This window comes from Janthinobacterium sp. YR213, from assembly GCF_900099875.1.
Classification (GTDB): domain Bacteria; phylum Pseudomonadota; class Gammaproteobacteria; order Burkholderiales; family Burkholderiaceae_D; genus Janthinobacterium; species Janthinobacterium lividum.
In genome coordinates this window covers 42386-61165 of sequence record NZ_FNDA01000005.1, presented here as the reverse complement: position 1 = coordinate 61165, position 18780 = coordinate 42386, and the positions used below count along the sequence as shown (strand labels likewise).

Below are 18780 nucleotides of genomic sequence, written 5' to 3'. Positions count from 1 at the left end.
TGCATCGATGCCTGGCCATATCCTGGTGCTGGACCCTGCGCCTGCCATGCAAGCGCTGCTGGCGCATAACTTCGCAGGCGCCGGCTACCGGGTCAGCTGCGCCCTGGATGCGCGCGGCGCGCTGGCGCTGCTGGCGGCCGACCCGCCCGATGTACTGCTGCTGGAATGGGAGCTGCCGGATGCGTCCGGTATCGCGCTGCTGCGCCAGGTGCGCCAGGATGGCGTGTTGTGCGACTTGCCCATCATCATGGTCAGTGCGCGCGACAGTGAACAGGACAAGGTGCTGGCGCTGGAAAGCGGCGCCGACGACTATCTGTGCAAGCCTTTCGGTCCCCGTGAAATGCTGGCCCGCGTGCACGCGCTGCTGCGCCGGCGCGCGCCATCGGCCCTGCGCGCAGGCACGGCAGCGCTGCGGCTCGACCCGCACACCCTGCGCGTGACGGCCGGTAACGTGCCCGTCAACCTGGGCCGCGTGGAATTCAAGCTGCTGCATTTCCTGATGAACCATCCGGGCAGGGTGCATAGCCGCGCGCAGTTGCTGGACCAGGTGTGGGGCCATGCAGCGTATCTCGACGAGCGCACGGTCGACGCCCACGTGGGGCGTTTGCGGCAGGCGCTGCAGCCGGGCGGCTGCGGCCACCGCATCGAAACCGTGCGCGGCAGCGGCTACCGCTATCTGGCGTTTGACGCCGCCGTGTGCGCATGATGCTGCTGACGGGGCGGGAGCAGGAATACCTGCTGCACGCCATCCTCGGCGCGCATGGCATCGCCGCGCCCGGCGATTTCTTTCTGTGGAGCCAGGGGCCGCTGCAAACGCTGTTGCCGCACGACATATTAATGTGCGCGCAACTGGATGCCGATGGTGCCGTGCTGCGCAGCGAAGCCTGGCACAGCGCCGCGCCCGATCACGCGCTGCTGCGCGAGCGCCAGGGCCAGCTGGCGCACCTTGCACTGGCCTGGCGCGCGGGCGGCCGGGGGGCTGCCGTCATCGACGGCGTGCTGGTGCACGGCAGCGTGGGCGACGCCGGCGGCAGCTTTTTTGCCCTGTTCGCCGTGATGCCGGCGGACGCTGCGCGCCAGGCGTATGTGCTGGAACTGCTGTTGCCCTACCTGCACGTGCACTGGCTGGCGCTGCCAGGCAGCCAGCGTGCGCGCATGACGGGCCCGGCTGCCACGCGCGCGGCCAGTGCGCGCGAACTGGAAGTGCTGCATTGGGTGCGCGAAGGGAAAAGCAATGAGGAGGTGGGGGAAATTCTCGGTATCAGCGGCACTACCGTGAAAAGCCATTTGCAGCGTATCTACAAATTATTGGGCGTGAGCAATCGCATGCAAGCCGTGTCGCGCGGCATCGCGCTGCGCTTGCTCAGCCATTAGCGCTGGTCCTGCGGCCTGGCCTGCGGCTTGCCGCTGCCGCCGCCATCTTGCGTGTGTTCGATGCTGCCGGGCGAGACCCGTGCCACGTCCGGGCTCGCTTGCAGGCGCGCCACTTCGGCGCGTGTCAGCATGGCGGCAAAGCCATTGAAGGCCACCGTGTAGCGGTATTGCACTGGGGCATCGGGCACCAGCGCCAGCACGGCGCGCTGCTGCGCTTCCAGCTGGGCCGTGTAGCGCCGCGCCGCGTCGCTGTCCGTATCGAGCCTATGCACGCCGTCCGCTTGCGAGGCCAGCGGCGGGGCGCGCAATTGCACCAGATAGGACAGTCGCGCCGCAGCGGCCTGCGCCGCGACAGGCAGTGCATGGAGGCTGACCATGCCGGCCAGGATGGCATGGCTGAGGCGAAATGCGGACATGCAAACTCCTTTTGCGCATGGCGGACGAGTTGCCCGTGCGCCGATTGTACGCGTGTTACGCATAAAAAACGCGCCCCGCAGGGCGCGTCGTGTTACCGCCTGGAGCGATACCGTTACAGCTTGGCGTCCGCCTTCACGTTGCGCTGGCTGGGGACGGCCAGCGGCAACGGGCTGTTGGTCTCCACCGACAGCACGGTGGTGGACGCTGCCGCGTTGTTGCCATCAAGGAAGACTACGCCGCCCAGGTAGCGTTTGCCCGTTTCCAGCCCCGACCAGCTGACGCCGGCCGTGGCGCTGCCGCCCACATACACCTTGGTAGGCAGGGTGGCTTTCAGGTTGCCGACCTTGTCGGCTGTCGTGACGACGGCCGACGACAGGCCGAAGCCGGTCGACGCGCCATTTGCCAGCTCATAGCCGACCACGCACACCTTGTAGCTGCCTGCCGCCGGGGTGGTCACGGTGATCGCCTCGTTCGAGCCGACCGTGGCCGAGGTGGCAACGGTCGCGCCAGCGCTGTTGAGCAGCAGCAGGTCGAGGTCATTGCCCGCGCCTTCGCTGGTGTCGCGGTCGAAGATTTCGAAGCGCGCCACGACGGTGCTGGCGGGAATGCTGACATTGACGACCCGCACGCCGCTGCCGCCCGCCTTGCACGCGTCGGCCATCTGCACCAGCGTTTCCACGCTGCCCGGCGCGGCCTGGCTGATGGTTTGCGCGCTGCGCGCCACTTCCTTCAGGCCGCCCGTCGCCGCGCCGACCTTGCCGGCAAAGCCGGTGGACAGGGTCAGCGAACGCAGGCCGCTGACCTTGTCGGCCTGCAGTAATGCCGGCGACTGCACCGCGCGGCCCGAGCGGGCCGTGACGGGGCTGCGTACCGTATGCACGCCGTCGCTCCACACGAGGGCACCATACTGCCAGGCGTTGTCCGGCGCCGTGGTGCGCGTCAGGGTGACGGTGAAGGACTTGGTTTCGCCGGGCGCCAGCGCCAGGCTGGCAGGCGCCACCGCAACGCTGTAGCCGCTGAGCGAGGCGCTGGCCGTGTAGGTGGCGCTGCTGCTGCCCACGTTGGTGACGCGGCGCGTTACCGTTTGCGTGCCCAGCACGTTGCCGATGGTGATGGACGGCATGTTCAGGTTGTAGCCGGCCAGGGTGCCGCCCGCGCACTCGGCCGTCATGCCGACGCCGCACATGTATTTCTTGTAGTCGGCCAGGTTGGCGTCATACACGAGGCCGGGATCGGTCGCCTTGTTCGGCGTCACGTGGCCGGCGCCCTGGCCCCATGGCAGGATGCCGCGCGCGTCGCCTGCCTGGATGTCGGGCAAGGTGGTGCTGCCGGTCGTCATCAGGGCCGACTTGATGGCGGCCGGGCTCCAGTCCGGATGCTGCTGGCGCAGCAGGGCGGCCAGGCCGGCCACGTGCGGGCTGGCCATCGAGGTGCCTTGCAGGAAGATGTAGGCTTGCGCAGGAACCAGGCTGCCATCCTGCACGGCGTCGCGCTGGGCGCGCGACAGGGCAGGCGTGCCGCCGGCCAGGATGTCCACGCCAGGCGCGGTGACGTCCGGCTTGAGCAGGTTGGCGTCGTACAGGTTCGGGCCGCGCGACGAGAAGTCGGCCACCACGGGCGCGGCAGGGCCGTTGCCGTTGGTGACGAAGCGCGAGATGGCGGCCGTGGCCGTGCCCGTTTGCGCCTGTGCATTGATCAGCGCGCCATCGGCGGCGCTCACGTGCACGGCCGGCAGCACGTGCGGGTCGGACACCAGGCCCACGCCCGTGTCGACCAGCACCATGCCGGCGCCGCCCGCTTCGAGCACGGCGACGCCCTTGTCGGTACGCGCCGTGGTGCCGCGCAGGCAGCTGACGACCTTGCCGGCGACCTTGGCCGGATCCAGCAGGGCCACGCCGCCGTTGTCGCCGGCGCGGTAGCACAGGGCCAGTTTTTGCGCATCGGCGCCGGCCAGGCCCGCGTCTTGCGCGCGGATCAGGGTGGTGGCCGGCAGCGGATTGTAGTTGAGCGAGGCGCCCGTGTAGCTGGCGCCGTTGCTCAAGGTCACCTTGGCCTGGTTGGCGCGGTTGTGCGTCGAGGCGGCCACCGTGGTGATCCATGGGCTGACGTGGGCCACGGTATTGGCCGGTCCCGCATTGCCGGCCGAAGCGGCAACGAAGACGCCCGCATTCGAGGCGTGCAAAAAGGCTTGCTCGACGGGATCGTTGACAGTGCCGCCGCCGCTGATCGAGTAATTGATGACGTGTACGCCATCCTGCACGGCTTTTTCAATCGCCGCCACGCTGTCGCCGCCGTAGCAGCCGTTCTTCGCACCGGTCGGCTGGGTAGCCAGATTGTACGACCAGCACACCTTGTAGACGGACAGGCGGGCGCGCGGCGCCACGCCGGAAATGGCGCCCAGCGGCGTGCCGTTGGCCGTGACGGGCACGCCCGCATTGCCGCCCGCGGTGGACGAGGTGTGCGTGCCGTGGCCGCCTTCGCCATTCGGGTCGCCGATGGAATCGCGCGGCGAGGTGAATTCGCTCCAGTGCTGGATCTTGTCCGTCTCGGTCAGGCGCACGGCATTGAAGTATTGCGCACCGAGCAGCTTGTTGTTGCAGTGGTCTTGCGTAAAGCCTTCGCCCGTCTGGCAGCTGCCTTTCCAGGCGGCCGGCGCGGCGCCGTAGGCCAGGGTGGCGTTCGGGTCGAAGGTCGGGGCGCCGTTGGCGTCGACCTTGTCCGCATACGACAGGTTTTCCGGCCACACGCCGCCATCGACGATGCCGATGATGATGTCTTCGCCCGCATGCTGCTTGCCGCCCAGCTGGCTCCACAGGCCGCCCGGCTGGTCCAGGCCCAGGAAGGTGGGCGTGTAGTTCGTCTGCAGGGCGCGCGGTTCGTCGGGGGCGATGCTGGCCACTTCGCCGCTCGCCTGCAGCTGGCGCACTTCGGCGTCGGTCAGCAGGGCGGAGAAGCCGTTGAGGACGATCTTGTACTGGTATTGCACGGGCGCGGCGGCGACGAGGGCTTGTACCCGGGCCTGTTTCTGTTCCAGGTAGTCGCCGTACAGCTGCACTTGTGTGCTGGCCAGGTCGAGGCGGCCGCCGGCGGCAGGCTGGGTGGCGCCCAGGCCTTCCACCGAGCCGGTGTAGGAAGCGATCGGTTTGTCGTTCAGTTGCACGATGTAGGGGCGGCGCAGGTCGTCGGCGTGGGCCTGGAAGCTGAGGCTGGCAAACAGGCTCAGCACGGCGAGCGAAATGGGACGCAAGGCGGGACGGAATGTCATGTAGGGTTTCCTGGTGACGGTAGCGGGAATCGAAAGGGATAAATCAGGCTTGCTGGCGGCGGCGCGCCGCGAAACCGATGCCTGCCAGGCCCAGCAGCATCATCGCGTAGGTCGATGGCTCCGGTACCGAGGCGACGATATTGTCGAGCGCAAACTGGCCCTTGTTGGTGCTGAAGGCGTTGCAATTGCCGGCCGTGTTGCAAGTGAAGCCGAAGAAGGCCAGCGAGGCGAATTGCTGGCTGCCGAAGCTGGCGCTGGTGTTGTAGCGTTGGAACTGGAAGTTGCCTCCGATGGGGCCGCCCAGCTGGTATGTTTCATACATGGAAGAGCCGTCCGCGTAGAAACCTTGCACGCGCAGCAGGCCGGCTACCGCCGGATAGGTGACGCCCTGGGCGTAGCCGATGAAGCTGGCGTCGAAACCCTGCAGGCTGACGCTGCCGCCCGGGTTCAGCGGGTCCAGGTAGATGATGCCGTCGTTGAGCGAGGCATAGTAATTGCTCGTATTGTTGGTCGGGCACGCCATGCCGCAGGCGGCCGGATCCGTGCCGTCGAACACGGCGCCGACCAGGTCGCCATAACTGGCGCCGGCGGCATTCGAAGCACCCGTCAGCAGGAATTTGCCGAATTCCAGGGAGTCGCCATGGCCGACGAACTGGCTATCCAGATTGTCAAAGTTGATCACGTCCGCGATGGCGGCGGGGGCCCAGGCGGCGGACAGGGCCAGGATGGCGGCGCCGGTCCACTGCTTGGCCGAAAAAGGACTTGCTGCGGAAGCTGCCTTCGAATGCACAATACGAGTCATGAATTTTCCCTTGGTGATTATGTAGGATGCAATATGTTTTGCGTCTGGGATGCTCTTTCCTGCGTGGACGGATAAGACCAATACGTAGAAAATTGATTTTTACTATAGCAAAAGAGGCAATTCCATTGTTTGATATTCTTGCAAATTTAATTTGAAAGTTACAAATAATGAATGAATAAAATTCATCACTTACTATGAATTGGTAACCAGTAGTAGATAGTTTCCGCATTGAAAATAGTTGAGTGATTGACCAGCCAGTCAAGCGCGCGCGTCGCCGTGGCGGTTTCGCGCACACTGGATGGTTTCCGCCGGAATTTGTTGTTCACAGTACAAAGAAAAGATTGTATGAACCATAACCGGCATGGTAGGCTGATAAGCATCAGGCAAGCGCGTGTCGCCTGTGCGTGGCCATCCGCCGCGCGCAGCGACGCAATGTATTGAAGGTAGGCAATAAGGAGTTACCGGATGCATGCAGCACACAGGCAGAACCTTGCGGCAACGCGCCATGCGCGCGGCTTTACCTTGCTCGAATTGCTGGTCGTCATCGTGATCATCGGCTTGCTGGCGGCATATGTCGGCCCCAAGTATTTCGCCCAGCTGGGCAAATCCGAAGTGACGGTGGCCAAGGCACAGATCGAGGCGTTTGAAAAATCGCTCGACACCTACCGCCTCGACGTGGGGCGCTATCCCACCACGGAAGAAGGCCTGGCCGCGCTGCTGGCCGCGCCGCCCGCCGCCGGCACGCGCTGGAATGGCCCCTACCTGAAAAAGGCCGTGCCGCTCGACCCGTGGGGCCATGCCTATCAATACCGCGCGCCCGGCAGCAAGGGCGAGTACGACATCGTCTCGATGGGCAAGGATGGCCAGCCGGGCGGCAGCGGCGAGAACGCCGACATCAGCTCGCAATAACGCCAGCGCCATTCTTTTTCCTACGGACAAGCCATCATGCAGTTCGAAGTACGCGCGCTTTCCACGGACCAGGCCGTAGCAACCTTGCATACGTGCGTGATCGACGGCCGCGACGAAGCCGACGCGCGCCGCCAGGCCGAAGCGCGCGGCCTGTTTGTCAGCGCCATCCGCCCGTTGCGGGCCACGCCGTTCAGCGCGGCCGGGCGCCAGCGGGCGCGGGCCTTGCCACTGCTGCTGTTCAGCCAGGAATTGCTGGCGCTGCTGCAAGCGGGCCTGGGCATTGTCGAAGCGCTGGAAGCCTTGCTGGAAAAGGAAGCGTCGCCGGCCACGCGCAGCGTGCTCACGCGCCTGCTGGAAGGCTTGCGCGAAGGCAAGCGCTTTTCCGCCGTGCTGGCAGAGCAGGCGGAACTGTTTCCCCCTTTGTATATCGGCATTGTCAAGGCGGCCGAGGGCACGAGCGACTTGCCGCGCGCGCTGTCGCGCTACATCGACTACCAGCAGCGCATCGATACGGTGCGTGGCAAGATCGTCAGCGCCGCCATCTATCCCACCATCCTGCTGGCCGTGGGCGGCGGCGTCAGCGCCTTCCTGATCAGTTATGTGGTGCCCCGTTTCGCCGAGGTCTACCAGGGCGCAGGGCGCAACCTGCCGTGGATGTCGCAAGTCATGCTCAGCTGGGGCCAGTTCGTCACGCAGCATGGCGTGCTGTTGCTGCTCGGGCTGGCGCTCGCCGGCAGCGCGGTGTTCATGGCCGTGCGGCGCGTGCTGCGCAACGGCGGCGTGACGCGCCTGCTGGCGAAACTGCCCGGCATCGGCGAGCGCGTGCGCATCTATGAACTGTCGCGCCTGTACCTGACCCTGGGCATGCTGGCCGAAGGCGGCATCACCATCGTGCAGGCGATTTCCACCGTGCAAGCGATGGTCTCGCCGGGCATGCAGGCATCCTTGCAGGGCGCGCGCGGCGCCATCGAGGCGGGCCAGCCCCTGTCGTCCGCCTTCGAGCAGCATCAATTGACGACGCCGATTTCCCTGCGCATGCTGCGCGTGGGCGAGCGCACGGGCGACATGGGGCCCATGCTGACGCAGTCGGCCGCCTTCTACGACGGTGAAATCAGCCGCTGGATCGACCGCTTTACGCGTACTTTCGAACCCTTGCTGATGGCTGGCATCGGCCTGGTCGTGGGCGCCATCGTGATCCTGCTGTACATGCCCATCTTTGACCTTGCCGGCGATATTTCATGATGCAGACCGCTGCCGAATCCACCCTGGCCAGCGTCGCCATCGACGCCACCCTGCTGCAGCGCGCCCGCGTCCTGAGCCGCCAATCGAAGCGCAGCCTGGTCGAGGAATTGCAGGAACTGAGCGGCATCGAGGCGCGCGCCGTGGTGCGCGAACTGGCGCGCCCGTTCGGCCTGGACGTGCTGGAAACGGCCGACATGCTGGCGTTTTCTCCCGCCTTCGATGTGCTGCCCCTGTCGCAGGCGCTGGCGCGCCACAGCGTGCTGCTGCGCGCCGCCGACGGCCAGCTGGTAGGCGTGATTGCCGACCCGTTCGATCTCGACCTGCAAACCTGGCTGAGTGCGCGCGCCGGGCAGGGCGCCTTGCACGTGCGGCTGGCGCTGCAGGCCGACATCGGCGCCTATCTGTCGAAGCAGGAAGAATCGGCGCGCGCCGTCGACAGCCTGCTGCCCGGCGCCGCCACGGACGCGCGTCGCGACGGCAAGACGGCGGCCGTGCTGTCGTTCGCCAGCGTGTCGGAAGCGGCCAGTCCCGCCGTCAAGCTGGTCAACTCGACCTTATATGACGCGTTGAAGGCGGGCGCTTCCGACATCCACCTGGAAAGCACGGCCGGCGGCCTGGCCGTCAAGTACCGCGTCGACGGCGTGCTCGATCACGCCACGTCCGTCAACGGCATCGAAGTGGCCGAGCACATCATCTCGCGCCTGAAAGTGCTGGCAGAACTCGATATCGCCGAGCGCCGCGTGCCGCAGGACGGCAGCTTCCGCGTCGAATCGGGCGGACGCGAAATCGATCTGCGCGTCTCCATCATGCCCAGCATCCATGGCGAGGATGCGGTCATCCGTATCCTCGACAAGCGCGCCATGATCGAAGCGTATGGCGCCCTGACCCTGGAAGCGCTGGGCTTTGACGCGCCATCGCTGGAAGCGTTGCGCGCGCTGGCGCAGGAAGCCTACGGCATGCTGCTCGTGACGGGACCGACCGGCTCCGGCAAGACGACGACCCTGTATGCGGCGCTGACGGAAATCCACAACGGGCGCGAAAAGATCATCACCATCGAAGACCCCGTCGAATACCAGCTGCCCGGCATTCTGCAGATACCCGTCAATGAAAAGAAGGGGCTGACGTTTGCCAAGGGCTTGCGCTCCATCCTGCGCCACGACCCCGACAAGATCATGGTGGGCGAGATCCGCGACCGCGAAACGGCGGAAATCGCCGTGCAGTCGGCCCTCACGGGCCACCTGGTGCTCACCACCGTGCATGCGAATAACGTCTTCGACGTGTTCGGCCGTTTTACCCATATGGGCATCGATCCGTATGCGTTCGTCTCGGCCCTGAACGGCATCTGGGCGCAACGGCTGATCCGCACCAACTGCCCCCATTGCGCCACCGACTACACGCCCGACGATGGTGAGCTGGCCAGCGTGGGCCTGGCGCGCACCGACGTGGCGCAGTATCAATTCAAGCAGGGCAAGGGCTGCGGCGACTGCCGCGGCACGGGCTACAAGGGGCGCCGCTCGATTGCCGAAATCCTCGTGCTGACCGATGAAATCCGCGAACTGATCGTCGACAAGAAACCGATCCGGCAGATCAAGGCGGCCGCGTATGCGAACGGCACGCGCAGCCTGCGCCTGGCGGCGCTGGAACTGGTCAAGCGGGGCGCCACCACCATCACGGAAATCAAGAGGGTCACCCTGCATGCGTAGAGGTTTTGGACAAGGTTTGCGCCTGGGCGTGGCGGCGGGCAAGGTGAGCCTGTGGCGCAGCAGCCGCTGGCGCGCCCCTGCATGGATCTTGCTGGGCGAAGCCGCGTATGTGCCGGACGGCACGCTGCATGGCGACTTTGCCGCCCTGGGCCAGGCGTTGGAACAGATTCTGCCAGCCAGCCTATACGCCGGCTGGCCCCTGTCCGTGGTGCTTGACGATGGCTTGGCGCGCCTGTGGCAAGTGGACATGCCGCAAGGCGCCGCGCGCCTGGCCGATATCGAGGCTGCCGCCGCGCTGCGCTTCCAGTCGCTGTATGGCGATGCGCCCGGCCTGTGGCACAGCAGCCGCGCCTGGGATGCGCGCGCGCCGTTCTTTTGCGCCGTGCCCCGTGCGCTGCTGGCGCAGCTGACGCGCGTGGCCGACGCGCGCAAGCTGGCCCTGATTTTTATCGCACCGCAATTCGCGCGCCACTGGAACCGCTGGCACGGCGCGTTGAAGCCAGGGGCGTGGTTTGGCCAGTTGCAGGAGAACGTCCTGACCCTGGGCGTGCGGCATGATGGCCGCCTGCGCGCCGTGCGCGCGCTGCCCGTGCCCGCAGACGCCGGCCATGGCTGGCTGGCGCAGACCTTGGCGCGCGAGGCGCTGCTGCAAGGCGTGCCCGCACCGGCGCTGCTGCAGCTGTGCGGCGCGCCGCCGCCCGCATGGCTGACACAGGCGAAAGCGTTCCACTGCCAGATTTTATCCACGCCGGATGGGGACGGCGCCTTGTCGCCGGCCGCCCGGCTGGCCCGCAGCGGGGGCGTGGCATGACGCGCCTCGATATCGATTTCGCGCCGCCCAGCTGGCGCCGCAGCCTGCACCGCGTGCCCGCGTGGGCGTGGTGCATCGGCGCCGTTGGTGCGGCGCTGATCGCCACGGCGGCGTACTGCGGCAGCGCCGCGCTGCAGCGGCAGCAGGCAAGCGAGGCACATTGGCGGCTGGCGCAGCAGCGCGTCATGGCCGCCACGCAGGGACCGGTGGCTGCACCGCAAACACCCATCGCGCCGGCGCAGGCGGCGGCCGTGAATGCGGCCATCCTGCAACTGAATCTGCCGTGGCGCGACGTGCAGGATGCGCTGGCCAGCGCCACGCCACCCGCCATCGCGCTGCTGGCGCTGGAACCGGATGCGCGCAAGCGCGTGCTGAAGATCACGGCCGAGACGACCAGTAGCGACGCCATGGTCGCGTATGTGGCGCAACTGAAGCAGCAGGAGCTGTTCGGCACCCGCGTGCAGCTGCTGCGCCATGAAATCAACGCGCTCGATCCGAACAAACCCTTGCGCTTTCAGCTTGAAGCGCGCTGGGGCACGCCATGATGGCCATCGACATCAATAGCTTGCGCCTGCGCGCGCAACTGCTGCTGCGCCGCCTGGGCGCGCCTGCCTGCCTGGCCGTGGCCCTGCTCGCGCTGGGCGTGGCAGCCTGGGCGTGGGCCTGGCAGCAGCGCGCCGTGGCGGCGCAGCTGGAAGCGCGGCCCTTGCCGCAGCCATCGCTGGCCGCAGTCATCGCGGCGCCGCCGGCGACATCCAGCGAGAACCTGGCGCGCTTTTATGCCGCCCTGGGACAGCAGCGCCACGCGGAGCAGCAAGTCAAGCAGCTGTTCGACCTGGCCGCGAAAAACGGCTTGCTGCTGGCGCAGGGCGAATACAAGAGCGGCTACGACAAGGCCAGCAGGGTTGCCAGCTATCAGGTGACCTTGCCGCTGAAGGGCAGTTATGCGGCCGTGTGGCAGTTCGCGCTGCAAGCGCTGCGCGCCGTCCCCTTCGCCTCGCTCGACGAACTGAGTTTTCGCCGCGAGCAGATCGCCGATACGGAACTCGAAGCGCGCTTGCGCCTCACCTTTTATCTGACCGATACGCCTGGTGATGCGGGAGAGGCGCCATGACCCCGCGCCATTGGCTCATGCTGGCCGGCGTGCTGGGCGCGGGCGCCTTGCTGCTGTTCGGCGAGCGCCAGCCCGTGGCCGAGGTGGCCGAAGCGGTGGAGCGGGCCGTCGCGCCCGCGCGCCATGCGGCAGCCAAGCCGCCAGCCGCGCAGCCGGCCATCCTGGCCCTGCTGCCGCGCAGCGAAGTGGCGGGCGAGGATGGCGATACCTTTGCCGGCGCCGGCGCTGTCTTCCAGAGCCAGAACTGGAATCCGCCGCCGCCGAAAATGGTAGCCGTCGCGCCACCGCCGCCGCCACCGCCGATGGCGCCGCCGCTGCCCTTCGTCTACCTGGGCAAGGCGGCCGCCGATGGCGCCTGGGAAGTGTTTTTGTCGCGCGCCGACAAGACGTATATCGTGCGCGCCAATACCGTCATCGATGGCGCCTACAAGGTCGTGACGATTGCGCCGCCCGTCATGACGCTCACTTATCTGCCGTTGAACCAGGTTCAGCAGCTCAACATTGGAGTTTCCGAGTGATGTCTCGTTCCTTTTCATCGGCGCTGCTGCTCTTGCTGCTGTCCGGCTGCGCAGGGCAGCAAGCCTACCGCGACGGGCGCGAGCTGATTGCGCAAGATCAAATCCCGGCCGGCCTGCAAAAACTGCAGGAGGCGCTGCAGCAGGACCCCGGCAATGCGCAATACCGCAGCGCCTATCTGCAGGCGCGCGAACGGGCGACTGGCAGCCGCTTGCAGCAGGCCGAGCGCCAGGCGCAGGCGGGGCAGGGCGAGCTGGCGCGCGCCTCGTTCATGAGCGTGCTGGAAATCGATGCGCAGAACGAACGGGCCAACAGCGGCTTGCGCGCGCTCGAGCGCGAGCAGCGCCAGGGCAAGCTGCTGACCGAAGCGCAGAAAGATATCGAGGCCAAGCGCTACGACCCGGCGCGCCAGCGCCTGAACGCGATCCTGACCGAGCAGCCGAATCACGCCGGCGCGCGCGCGCTGCTGCGCGAGGTCGATGACAAAACGGCGCCGCCCGTCGTCGAATCGGGCCTGGCCAAATCGTACAAGCAGCCGATCACGATCGAGTTTCGCGAAGCGCCATTAAAACAGGTGTTCGAGCTGATCGCGCGCCGTTCCGGCCTCAATTTCGTCTTCGACAAGGACGTCAAGGCGGATGCGAAAACCTCGATCTTCCTGAAAAACAGCACGGTGGAATCGGCCGTCTACTTCCTGCTGGTGACGAACCAGCTGGAACAGCAGGTGATGGATGCAAACACGATCCTGATCTACCCGAACGTGGCGGCAAAATTGAAGGAGTACCAGGAAGTGCTGGTGAAAACCTTCTTCCTGGCGAATGCGGACGCCAAGCAGGTGGCCAACACCCTCAAGACCATTTTGAAGACGCGCGACGTGGTGGCCGATGAAAAACTCAACCTCGTCATCGTGCGCGACACGCCGGAGGCGATCCGCCTGGCCGAGCGCCTGATCGCGCTGCAGGACGTGCCGGAGGCCGAGGTCGTGCTGGAACTGGAAATCCTCGAAGTCAAGCGCAGCCGCCTGATGGAACTGGGCGTGGTCTGGCCATCGAGCCTGACCCTGACGCCGCTCTCCACCTCGGGCGGCGCGGGCCTGACCATCAATGACTTGAATAACCTGAACCAGCGCACCATCGGCGTGAGCGACCTGTCCGTGACGGCGAACGCCAAGAAGACGGACGGCGACGCGAATATCCTGGCCAATCCGCGCATCCGCGTGCGCAACCGGGAAAAGGCGAAGTTCGTCATCGGCGACAGGGTGCCCGTGGTGACCACCACCATTTCGCCAGGCACGGGCGGCTTCGCTTCCGAGTCCATCAGTTACCTGGACGTCGGCCTGACGGTGAATGCCGAGCCGACCATTTATTTGAACAATGAAGTGGGCATCCGCATCTCGCTCGAAGTGAGCAACCTGGGCGCGGCCACCACCACCCGCAGCGGCTCGACCCTGTACCAGATCGGCACGCGCCAGGCGTCGACCATGCTGCAACTGAAGGATGGCGAAAACCAGGTGCTGGCGGGCCTGATCAACAATGAAGAGCGCAGTTCGGGCAACAAGGTGCCTGGCCTGGGCGACATACCCGTGCTGGGGCGCCTGTTCGGCAGCAGCAAGGACGACAGCCAGAAGACGGAAATCGTGCTGTCGATCACGCCGCACCTCGTGCGCACGGTGCAGCGTCCGGAAGCGAAGGAATCGGAATTCTCGGCCGGCACGGAAGGCAGCTTCCGCCGCCGGCCCGACATGGCGGCCAAGGCGCCCACGCAGATGCCGGGCACGGTGATCGTGCGTTCCGGCCCGTCGGCCGTCGGCATGCAGCCGGCGCCGGCGCAGCCGCTGATGGTGCCCGGCCAGGTGCCATCGGCCTTGCCGCAGAGCGTTCCGGCGCCGGAAGTGGCGCCGTCGCCCGAGCCGGCCGCCTCACCCTTGCCGATATCGTCGGGCCAGCCCGTGCCGCTGCAGGCGGCGCCCTTGCCGCTGTCATCGAGCCAGCCGGTGCCGGTGGTGCCGCCGCCGCCCGTCAAATGAGACTGGCGCATGCGCAGGGCGGGCAGGGCGGCTTCACCCTGATCGAGCTGCTGGTGACCCTGGCCATCCTAGGCGTGCTGGCCACCCTGGTGATCCCCGTCACGCAGGTGACGGTGCAGCGGCGCCAGGAGCAGGAATTGCGGCGCGCGCTGCGCGAGATCCGCCAGGGGCTCGATGCCTATAAACGGGCTGGCGACGAGGGCCGTATCCTGCGCGCGCCAGACGCCAGCGGCTATCCGAAAAGCCTGGAACTGCTGGTCGAGGGCGTGCCTGACCAGCGCAACCCGAAGCGCAGCAAGCTGTTTTTCCTGCGCCGCGTACCGCGCGACCCGTTCAACGCGGACGCTGGCCTGAGCGATGCGCAAACGTGGGGCAAGCGCAGCTACGCCAGCGAAGCGGCCGAACCACGCGAGGGCGACGATGTCTACGATGTGTATTGTACGTCCGGCAAAACGGGCTTGAACAACGTGCCTTACCGTCTATGGTGAACCATGGCTGCTGAAAATATCCCACACCGCAGGCGCGGCTTTACCCTGATCGAGTTGCTGGTGGTGCTCGGCATCGTGGCGCTGCTGCTGACCTTGGCCGTGCCCCGCTACTTTCCCAGCCTGGACAAGGCGAAGGAAACCGTGTTGGCGGACAACTTGCGCAACCTGCGCGCGACCATCGACCAGTTCCACGGCGATACGGGGCGCTATCCCGATACGCTGGAGCAGCTGGTGGAAAAGAAATATTTGCGGGCCATGCCCATCGATCCCATCACCGATAGCGACAGCAGCTGGCTCATCGTGCCGCCGCCCGACGACACGCCGGGCCAGGTGTATGACGTGAAAAGCGGCGCGCCCGGCAAGGACCGCAGCGGCACGCCGTTTGCCGACTGGTAGCGGCCATGCACCGTCCTGCGCGCCGCCAGCGTGGTTTTACCTACCTGGGCCTGATCATCCTGGTGGCTATCCTGGGCCTCGTGGGGGCGGCCGGACTGAAGATGGGTTCCTTGCTGCAGCGCCAAGCGACCGAGCAGGAGTTGCTCGACATCGGCGCGCAGTTTTCAGATGCCCTCTACAGCTATGCGGCCGCCACGCCGGCCGGCCAGCCGCAGCAGCCTCCGACCCTGGCGGCCTTGCTGCGCGACCCCCGCTTTCCGCAACTGCGCCGCCATTTGCGCAAGCTGTATGTGGACCCCATCACGGGACGCGCCGAGTGGGGCTTGCTGTACCAGCCCGGCAGCCAGGGCATCATCGGCGTACACAGCCTGTCCCAGGCGGCGCCATTAAAGGTTGGCAATTTCGACGCCCGGTTTGCGGGCTTCGAAGGCAGGGCGCATTTCTCGGAATGGCGCTTCATGGTCGATGCACGGCTGTCATCCGTGCCGCCTGCGGGATCGGCAACTGTTCCGGCGGGTGAGGAGGCCGGCATCATGCCCGCCTTGCCGCCGCCACCGTTGTTTTCCCGCCCTGTTACTCCATCGCAAGAACAGGCGCCACCAGAGCCAGTTGATCCGCCTGAACCGCAAAGTCCCGTTGAAACCCCTGCCGAATAGGCATTTTCACCGTTAAACATGGGAAAAATTAGATGTATGCCCCGGTAACTATTTTTCCATAGAAATTCATAGATAGTGGCAAATAGTTCATTTCGAAAATAGTTATCCTAGATGAAACTTCGATAAAATATTTATAAGTAATTTGATGTGATTATGCTACCATCCTGTCTAGTACTTCCGGTACTAAAACTATTGGTGGCCTGCGCATTGCAGCCATAAATTACTTTTTAAGGGATAAACTATGAAATTGAAATTTATCGCTGCAGGCATTCTGGCAGCAGCATCGTTCAGCGCGTCGGCAGCAACCTACGACTTGGGCATCCTGGACCCAACCGGTTCGGACACCCTGTCGGCTTTCACGACCAAGTTCGCCATCAATTCGGAAATCAATGATTCGTGGACTTTCCAGTTGCTGGCCCCATCGTCGACCTCGTTCGGTGCATTGCAAACGTTCTCCGTTGCTAACGGCGCGATCAAGGATTTCGCCGCCAGCCTGGTCGGCTATGGCAGCCTGGACAAGAGCACGGCCAACGGCATCCAGAATCTGAGCTGGGCCGGTCAATTGGCTGCAGGCACGTACACGGTGCAAGTCACGGGCCTGACGCTGGTGAAAAATGTTCAGTACGTAGGCACGGTTTCGGCCCTGCCAGTACCAGAACCAGAAACCTATGGCATGCTGCTGGGCGGCCTGGCACTGGTCGGCGCCGTGGCACGCCGCCGCGCCAAGAAAGCTGCCTAAGCTTTCGCTGCAATGAAAAAAAACCCGCTTCGGCGGGTTTTTTTTCGTCTTTCGTCAGTATGGCGAGACGCCGCAACAACGTCCTGCGCAATCCGGACAAGCTGCGCAGGACCAGGCGCCAAGTCGAAGACAGTACGCTAGTACGGCGAGACGCCGGCAACAACGTCCTGCACAGCTTGTCACGCGTGGCGCTTGAAGTCGCGGAAGCGGAAGCCAACCAGGAACAAAGTGGCAAAGTACGCCACGCCGCACACGGCCACCACCAGAGCCAGCGCGCCGGCCCGCAGCAGCGGATGGGCTTGCATGGCGATCCAGTCGATGCGCATGGCGCCAACATACGCGACGCCGCCCATCACGATGAGTGCAGGCAGCAGGCGCAGGAAGAACTTGGCCCAGCCCGGCTTCGGCTGGTAGATGCCGCGCTTGCGCAAGCCCCAGTACAGGAAACTGGCGTTCAGGCAGGCACCCAGGCCGATCGACAGGGCCAGGCCGGCCACGGCGATGTAGGGCACGAACAGCAGATTCATCATTTGCGTGGCGATCAGCACGCCGATGGCGATTTTCACGGGCGTGCGGATGTCCTGGCGCGCATAGAAGGCAGGCGCCAGGGTTTTCACGAGGATGATGCCGATCAGGCCCAGGCTGTAGGCCACCAGCGGCTGCGTCGACATGGTCACGGATTCGGCCGTGAACTTGCCGTAGTGGAAGAGGGTGGCGATCAGCGGCGTGGCCAGGGTCGCCATGCCGACGGCGGCGGGCAGAGCCAGCAGGAAAGTCAGGCGCAAGCCCCAGTCCAGCAGGGCCGAGTATTCCGTCTTGTCGCCATCCACATTCGCCTTCGACAGGCTGGGCAGCAAGATGGTGCCCAGGGCCACGCCCAGCATGGCGGTGGGGAACTCCATCAGGCGGTCCGCATAGGATAGCCAGGAAATGCTGCCCTCGGCCAGGCGCGACGCGATGCTGGTGTTGATCATCAGGCTGATCTGCGCTGCCGAGACGGCAAACACGGCTGGTCCCATCTTTTTCAGCACGCGGCGCACGCCGCCGTCGGACAGGCCGATGGCGGGGTTGATCGACAGGCGCGGCAGCATGCCGATCTTGATCAGCGCAGGGATCTGGATGGCCACCTGCAGCAGGCCGCCGGCGAACACGGCAATGGCCATGGCGTAGATCGGCTGCTCCAGATGGGGCGCGAGGAATAGCGAGGCGGCGATGAACGACAGGTTCAGCAGCACCGGCGTGAACGCGGGAATCTTGAATTCGCGCCAGGTATTCAAGATGCCGCCGGCCAGGGCCACGAAGGACATGCAAGTAATATAAGGGAACATCAAGCGCGTCATCCACACGGCCGCGTCAAAAGCGCCCGGGTCCTTGGACAGGCCGGTGGCGATGGCGTAGACGAACCACGGCGCGCCGACGATGCCGATGGCGGACACCAGCAGGGTGGCCCAGACGAGGGTGGTGGCCACATGGTCGGCCAGTTGCTTGCTGGCTTCCTGGCCATGCTGGTTCTTGTATTCAGACAAGATCGGCACGAAGGCTTGCGAGAAGGCGCCCTCGGCAAACAGGCGGCGCAACAGGTTGGGGATGCGGAAGGCAACAATGAAGGCGTCCGTGTAGGCGCCGGCGCCAAAGGCGCGCGCGAACAGGCTTTCGCGCAATAATCCGGTTACACGGGACAGCATGGTCATGCTGGAAATGGCGGCGAGGGTTTTAAGCAAGTTCATGGGGCCAGATTATAGCCGGGCGCGGTACTGGCAAACGGTTAAAATATGGTAACAAGCGGGTAACAAGCGCCGCCGATTCGCCCTTGCCAGGCCCATTTTCAGGTGTTTTTACCGCGATACCCGGTTTTTTGATTTGCCCCCGCTTGAAAATATCGCTATAATCGAAGGCTGTACAGAATTCTGTTACGCAGACACTAATGTTTGACAGGCACTGGTTTGGCACACATGGTTCGGCAGACGCACAGAACGCACCGGTTGGCAAACACTAATGTTTGCAAACGCACTTTGACCCTGTTTTAGGAAATTCCATGGCAAATACCGCACAAGCGCGCAAACGCGCTCGTCAAGCAGTTAAGCAAAACGCACACAATTCGTCCCAACGTTCGACCTTGCGCACGGCTATCAAAGCTGCTCGCAAAGCGATCCAGGGCGGCGACAAGGCAGCTGCTGCTGCAATCTTCCAAGCATCCGTGTCGACCATCGACCGTATCGCTGACAAGAAGATCATCCACAAAAACAAGGCAGCTCGCCATAAGAGCCGTCTGGCAGCTGCTTTGAAAGCACTGTCCGCTTAATATTCGCCAGCAGGCAAGCC

At 65.1% G+C, this 18780-nt stretch carries 19 protein-coding genes; 15 read left to right on the top strand and 4 right to left on the bottom strand.

What is annotated here, in order from left to right; translation table 11 throughout:
- The first annotated feature begins 7 nt into the window (after positions 1 to 7).
- Both BLT98_RS21300 and BLT98_RS21295 read left to right on the top strand, forming a co-directional pair.
- Positions 8 to 706 carry a winged helix-turn-helix domain-containing protein gene (locus BLT98_RS21300; protein ID WP_092611255.1) on the top strand — a complete coding sequence of 233 codons (699 nt, stop codon included), beginning with the start codon at positions 8 to 10 and terminating at the stop codon, positions 704 to 706.
- Positions 703 to 1374, top strand: a complete 672-nt coding sequence (locus BLT98_RS21295) for a LuxR C-terminal-related transcriptional regulator (RefSeq protein ID WP_092611252.1) — start codon at positions 703 to 705, stop codon at positions 1372 to 1374. Before BLT98_RS21300 ends, BLT98_RS21295 begins: the two co-directional genes overlap by 4 nt.
- Here BLT98_RS21295 and BLT98_RS21290 read toward each other — a convergent pair.
- The 3 genes from BLT98_RS21290 to BLT98_RS21280 all read right to left on the bottom strand — a co-directional run bounded on the left by BLT98_RS21290 (position 1371) and on the right by BLT98_RS21280 (position 5858).
- Positions 1371 to 1790: a protease inhibitor I9 family protein gene (locus BLT98_RS21290; protein ID WP_170846456.1), complete on the bottom strand. Its 420-nt coding sequence runs from the start codon at positions 1788 to 1790 to the stop codon at positions 1371 to 1373. The two genes, BLT98_RS21295 and BLT98_RS21290, sit on opposite strands and share 4 nt — an antisense overlap.
- A 113-nt stretch (positions 1791 to 1903) precedes the next feature.
- Complete coding sequence (locus BLT98_RS21285) at positions 1904 to 5056, bottom strand: S8 family peptidase (RefSeq protein ID WP_092611246.1); 3153 nt, start codon at positions 5054 to 5056, stop codon at positions 1904 to 1906.
- Between the two features lie 43 nt (positions 5057 to 5099).
- On the bottom strand, positions 5100 to 5858 hold the full coding sequence (locus BLT98_RS21280; protein WP_092611243.1) for an NF038120 family PEP-CTERM protein: 759 nt from the start codon (positions 5856 to 5858) through the stop codon (positions 5100 to 5102).
- Between the two features lie 465 nt (positions 5859 to 6323).
- On the opposite strand from BLT98_RS21280, the gene gspG reads away from it, so the two are divergent.
- The 12 genes from gspG to BLT98_RS29355 all read left to right on the top strand — a co-directional run bounded on the left by gspG (position 6324) and on the right by BLT98_RS29355 (position 16458).
- Positions 6324 to 6767, top strand: coding sequence for a type II secretion system major pseudopilin GspG (gene gspG, locus BLT98_RS21275; RefSeq protein ID WP_034782166.1), 444 nt, complete (start codon positions 6324 to 6326; stop codon positions 6765 to 6767).
- Between the two features lie 36 nt (positions 6768 to 6803).
- Positions 6804 to 8009, top strand: a complete 1206-nt coding sequence (locus tag BLT98_RS21270; protein ID WP_092611240.1) for a type II secretion system F family protein — start codon at positions 6804 to 6806, stop codon at positions 8007 to 8009.
- Positions 8006 to 9712: a GspE/PulE family protein gene (locus BLT98_RS21265; RefSeq protein ID WP_211615059.1), complete on the top strand. Its 1707-nt coding sequence runs from the start codon at positions 8006 to 8008 to the stop codon at positions 9710 to 9712. Before BLT98_RS21270 ends, BLT98_RS21265 begins: the two co-directional genes overlap by 4 nt.
- Positions 9705 to 10523, top strand: a complete 819-nt coding sequence (locus BLT98_RS21260) for a hypothetical protein (RefSeq protein ID WP_139179346.1) — start codon at positions 9705 to 9707, stop codon at positions 10521 to 10523. Before BLT98_RS21265 ends, BLT98_RS21260 begins: the two co-directional genes overlap by 8 nt.
- Positions 10520 to 11068: a hypothetical protein gene (locus BLT98_RS21255; RefSeq protein WP_092611234.1), complete on the top strand. Its 549-nt coding sequence runs from the start codon at positions 10520 to 10522 to the stop codon at positions 11066 to 11068. The genes BLT98_RS21260 and BLT98_RS21255 overlap by 4 nt, the downstream gene beginning before the upstream one ends.
- Positions 11065 to 11637, top strand: coding sequence for a hypothetical protein (locus BLT98_RS21250; RefSeq protein ID WP_092611231.1), 573 nt, complete (start codon positions 11065 to 11067; stop codon positions 11635 to 11637). Before BLT98_RS21255 ends, BLT98_RS21250 begins: the two co-directional genes overlap by 4 nt.
- Positions 11634 to 12155: a hypothetical protein gene (locus BLT98_RS21245; protein ID WP_070253562.1), complete on the top strand. Its 522-nt coding sequence runs from the start codon at positions 11634 to 11636 to the stop codon at positions 12153 to 12155. The genes BLT98_RS21250 and BLT98_RS21245 overlap by 4 nt, the downstream gene beginning before the upstream one ends.
- A complete protein-coding gene (locus tag BLT98_RS21240) occupies positions 12155 to 14179 on the top strand; it encodes a secretin N-terminal domain-containing protein (protein ID WP_092611228.1) in 2025 nt (674 codons plus the stop codon). The genes BLT98_RS21245 and BLT98_RS21240 overlap by 1 nt, the downstream gene beginning before the upstream one ends.
- Positions 14176 to 14667 (top strand): type II secretion system protein, encoded by a 492-nt coding sequence (locus BLT98_RS21235; RefSeq protein ID WP_034782178.1) that lies wholly within the window; start codon positions 14176 to 14178, stop codon positions 14665 to 14667. Before BLT98_RS21240 ends, BLT98_RS21235 begins: the two co-directional genes overlap by 4 nt.
- A 3-nt stretch (positions 14668 to 14670) precedes the next feature.
- Complete coding sequence (locus BLT98_RS21230; RefSeq protein ID WP_034782179.1) at positions 14671 to 15063, top strand: type II secretion system protein; 393 nt, start codon at positions 14671 to 14673, stop codon at positions 15061 to 15063.
- Positions 15064 to 15068: 5 nt separating this feature from the next.
- A complete protein-coding gene (locus BLT98_RS21225; RefSeq protein ID WP_092611225.1) occupies positions 15069 to 15719 on the top strand; it encodes a type II secretion system protein in 651 nt (216 codons plus the stop codon).
- 241 nt (positions 15720 to 15960) lie between these two features.
- Positions 15961 to 16458, top strand: a complete 498-nt coding sequence (locus BLT98_RS29355) for an FxDxF family PEP-CTERM protein (protein ID WP_092611222.1) — start codon at positions 15961 to 15963, stop codon at positions 16456 to 16458.
- Between the two features lie 179 nt (positions 16459 to 16637).
- On the opposite strand, the gene murJ is transcribed toward BLT98_RS29355, so the two are convergent.
- A complete protein-coding gene (murJ, locus tag BLT98_RS21215) occupies positions 16638 to 18185 on the bottom strand; it encodes a murein biosynthesis integral membrane protein MurJ (protein WP_092611219.1) in 1548 nt (515 codons plus the stop codon).
- 308 nt (positions 18186 to 18493) lie between these two features.
- Here murJ and rpsT point away from each other — a divergent pair, with 308 nt between their 5' ends.
- Complete coding sequence (gene rpsT / locus BLT98_RS21210; RefSeq protein ID WP_010395935.1) at positions 18494 to 18760, top strand: 30S ribosomal protein S20; 267 nt, start codon at positions 18494 to 18496, stop codon at positions 18758 to 18760.
- Positions 18761 to 18780: the final 20 nt, after the last annotated feature.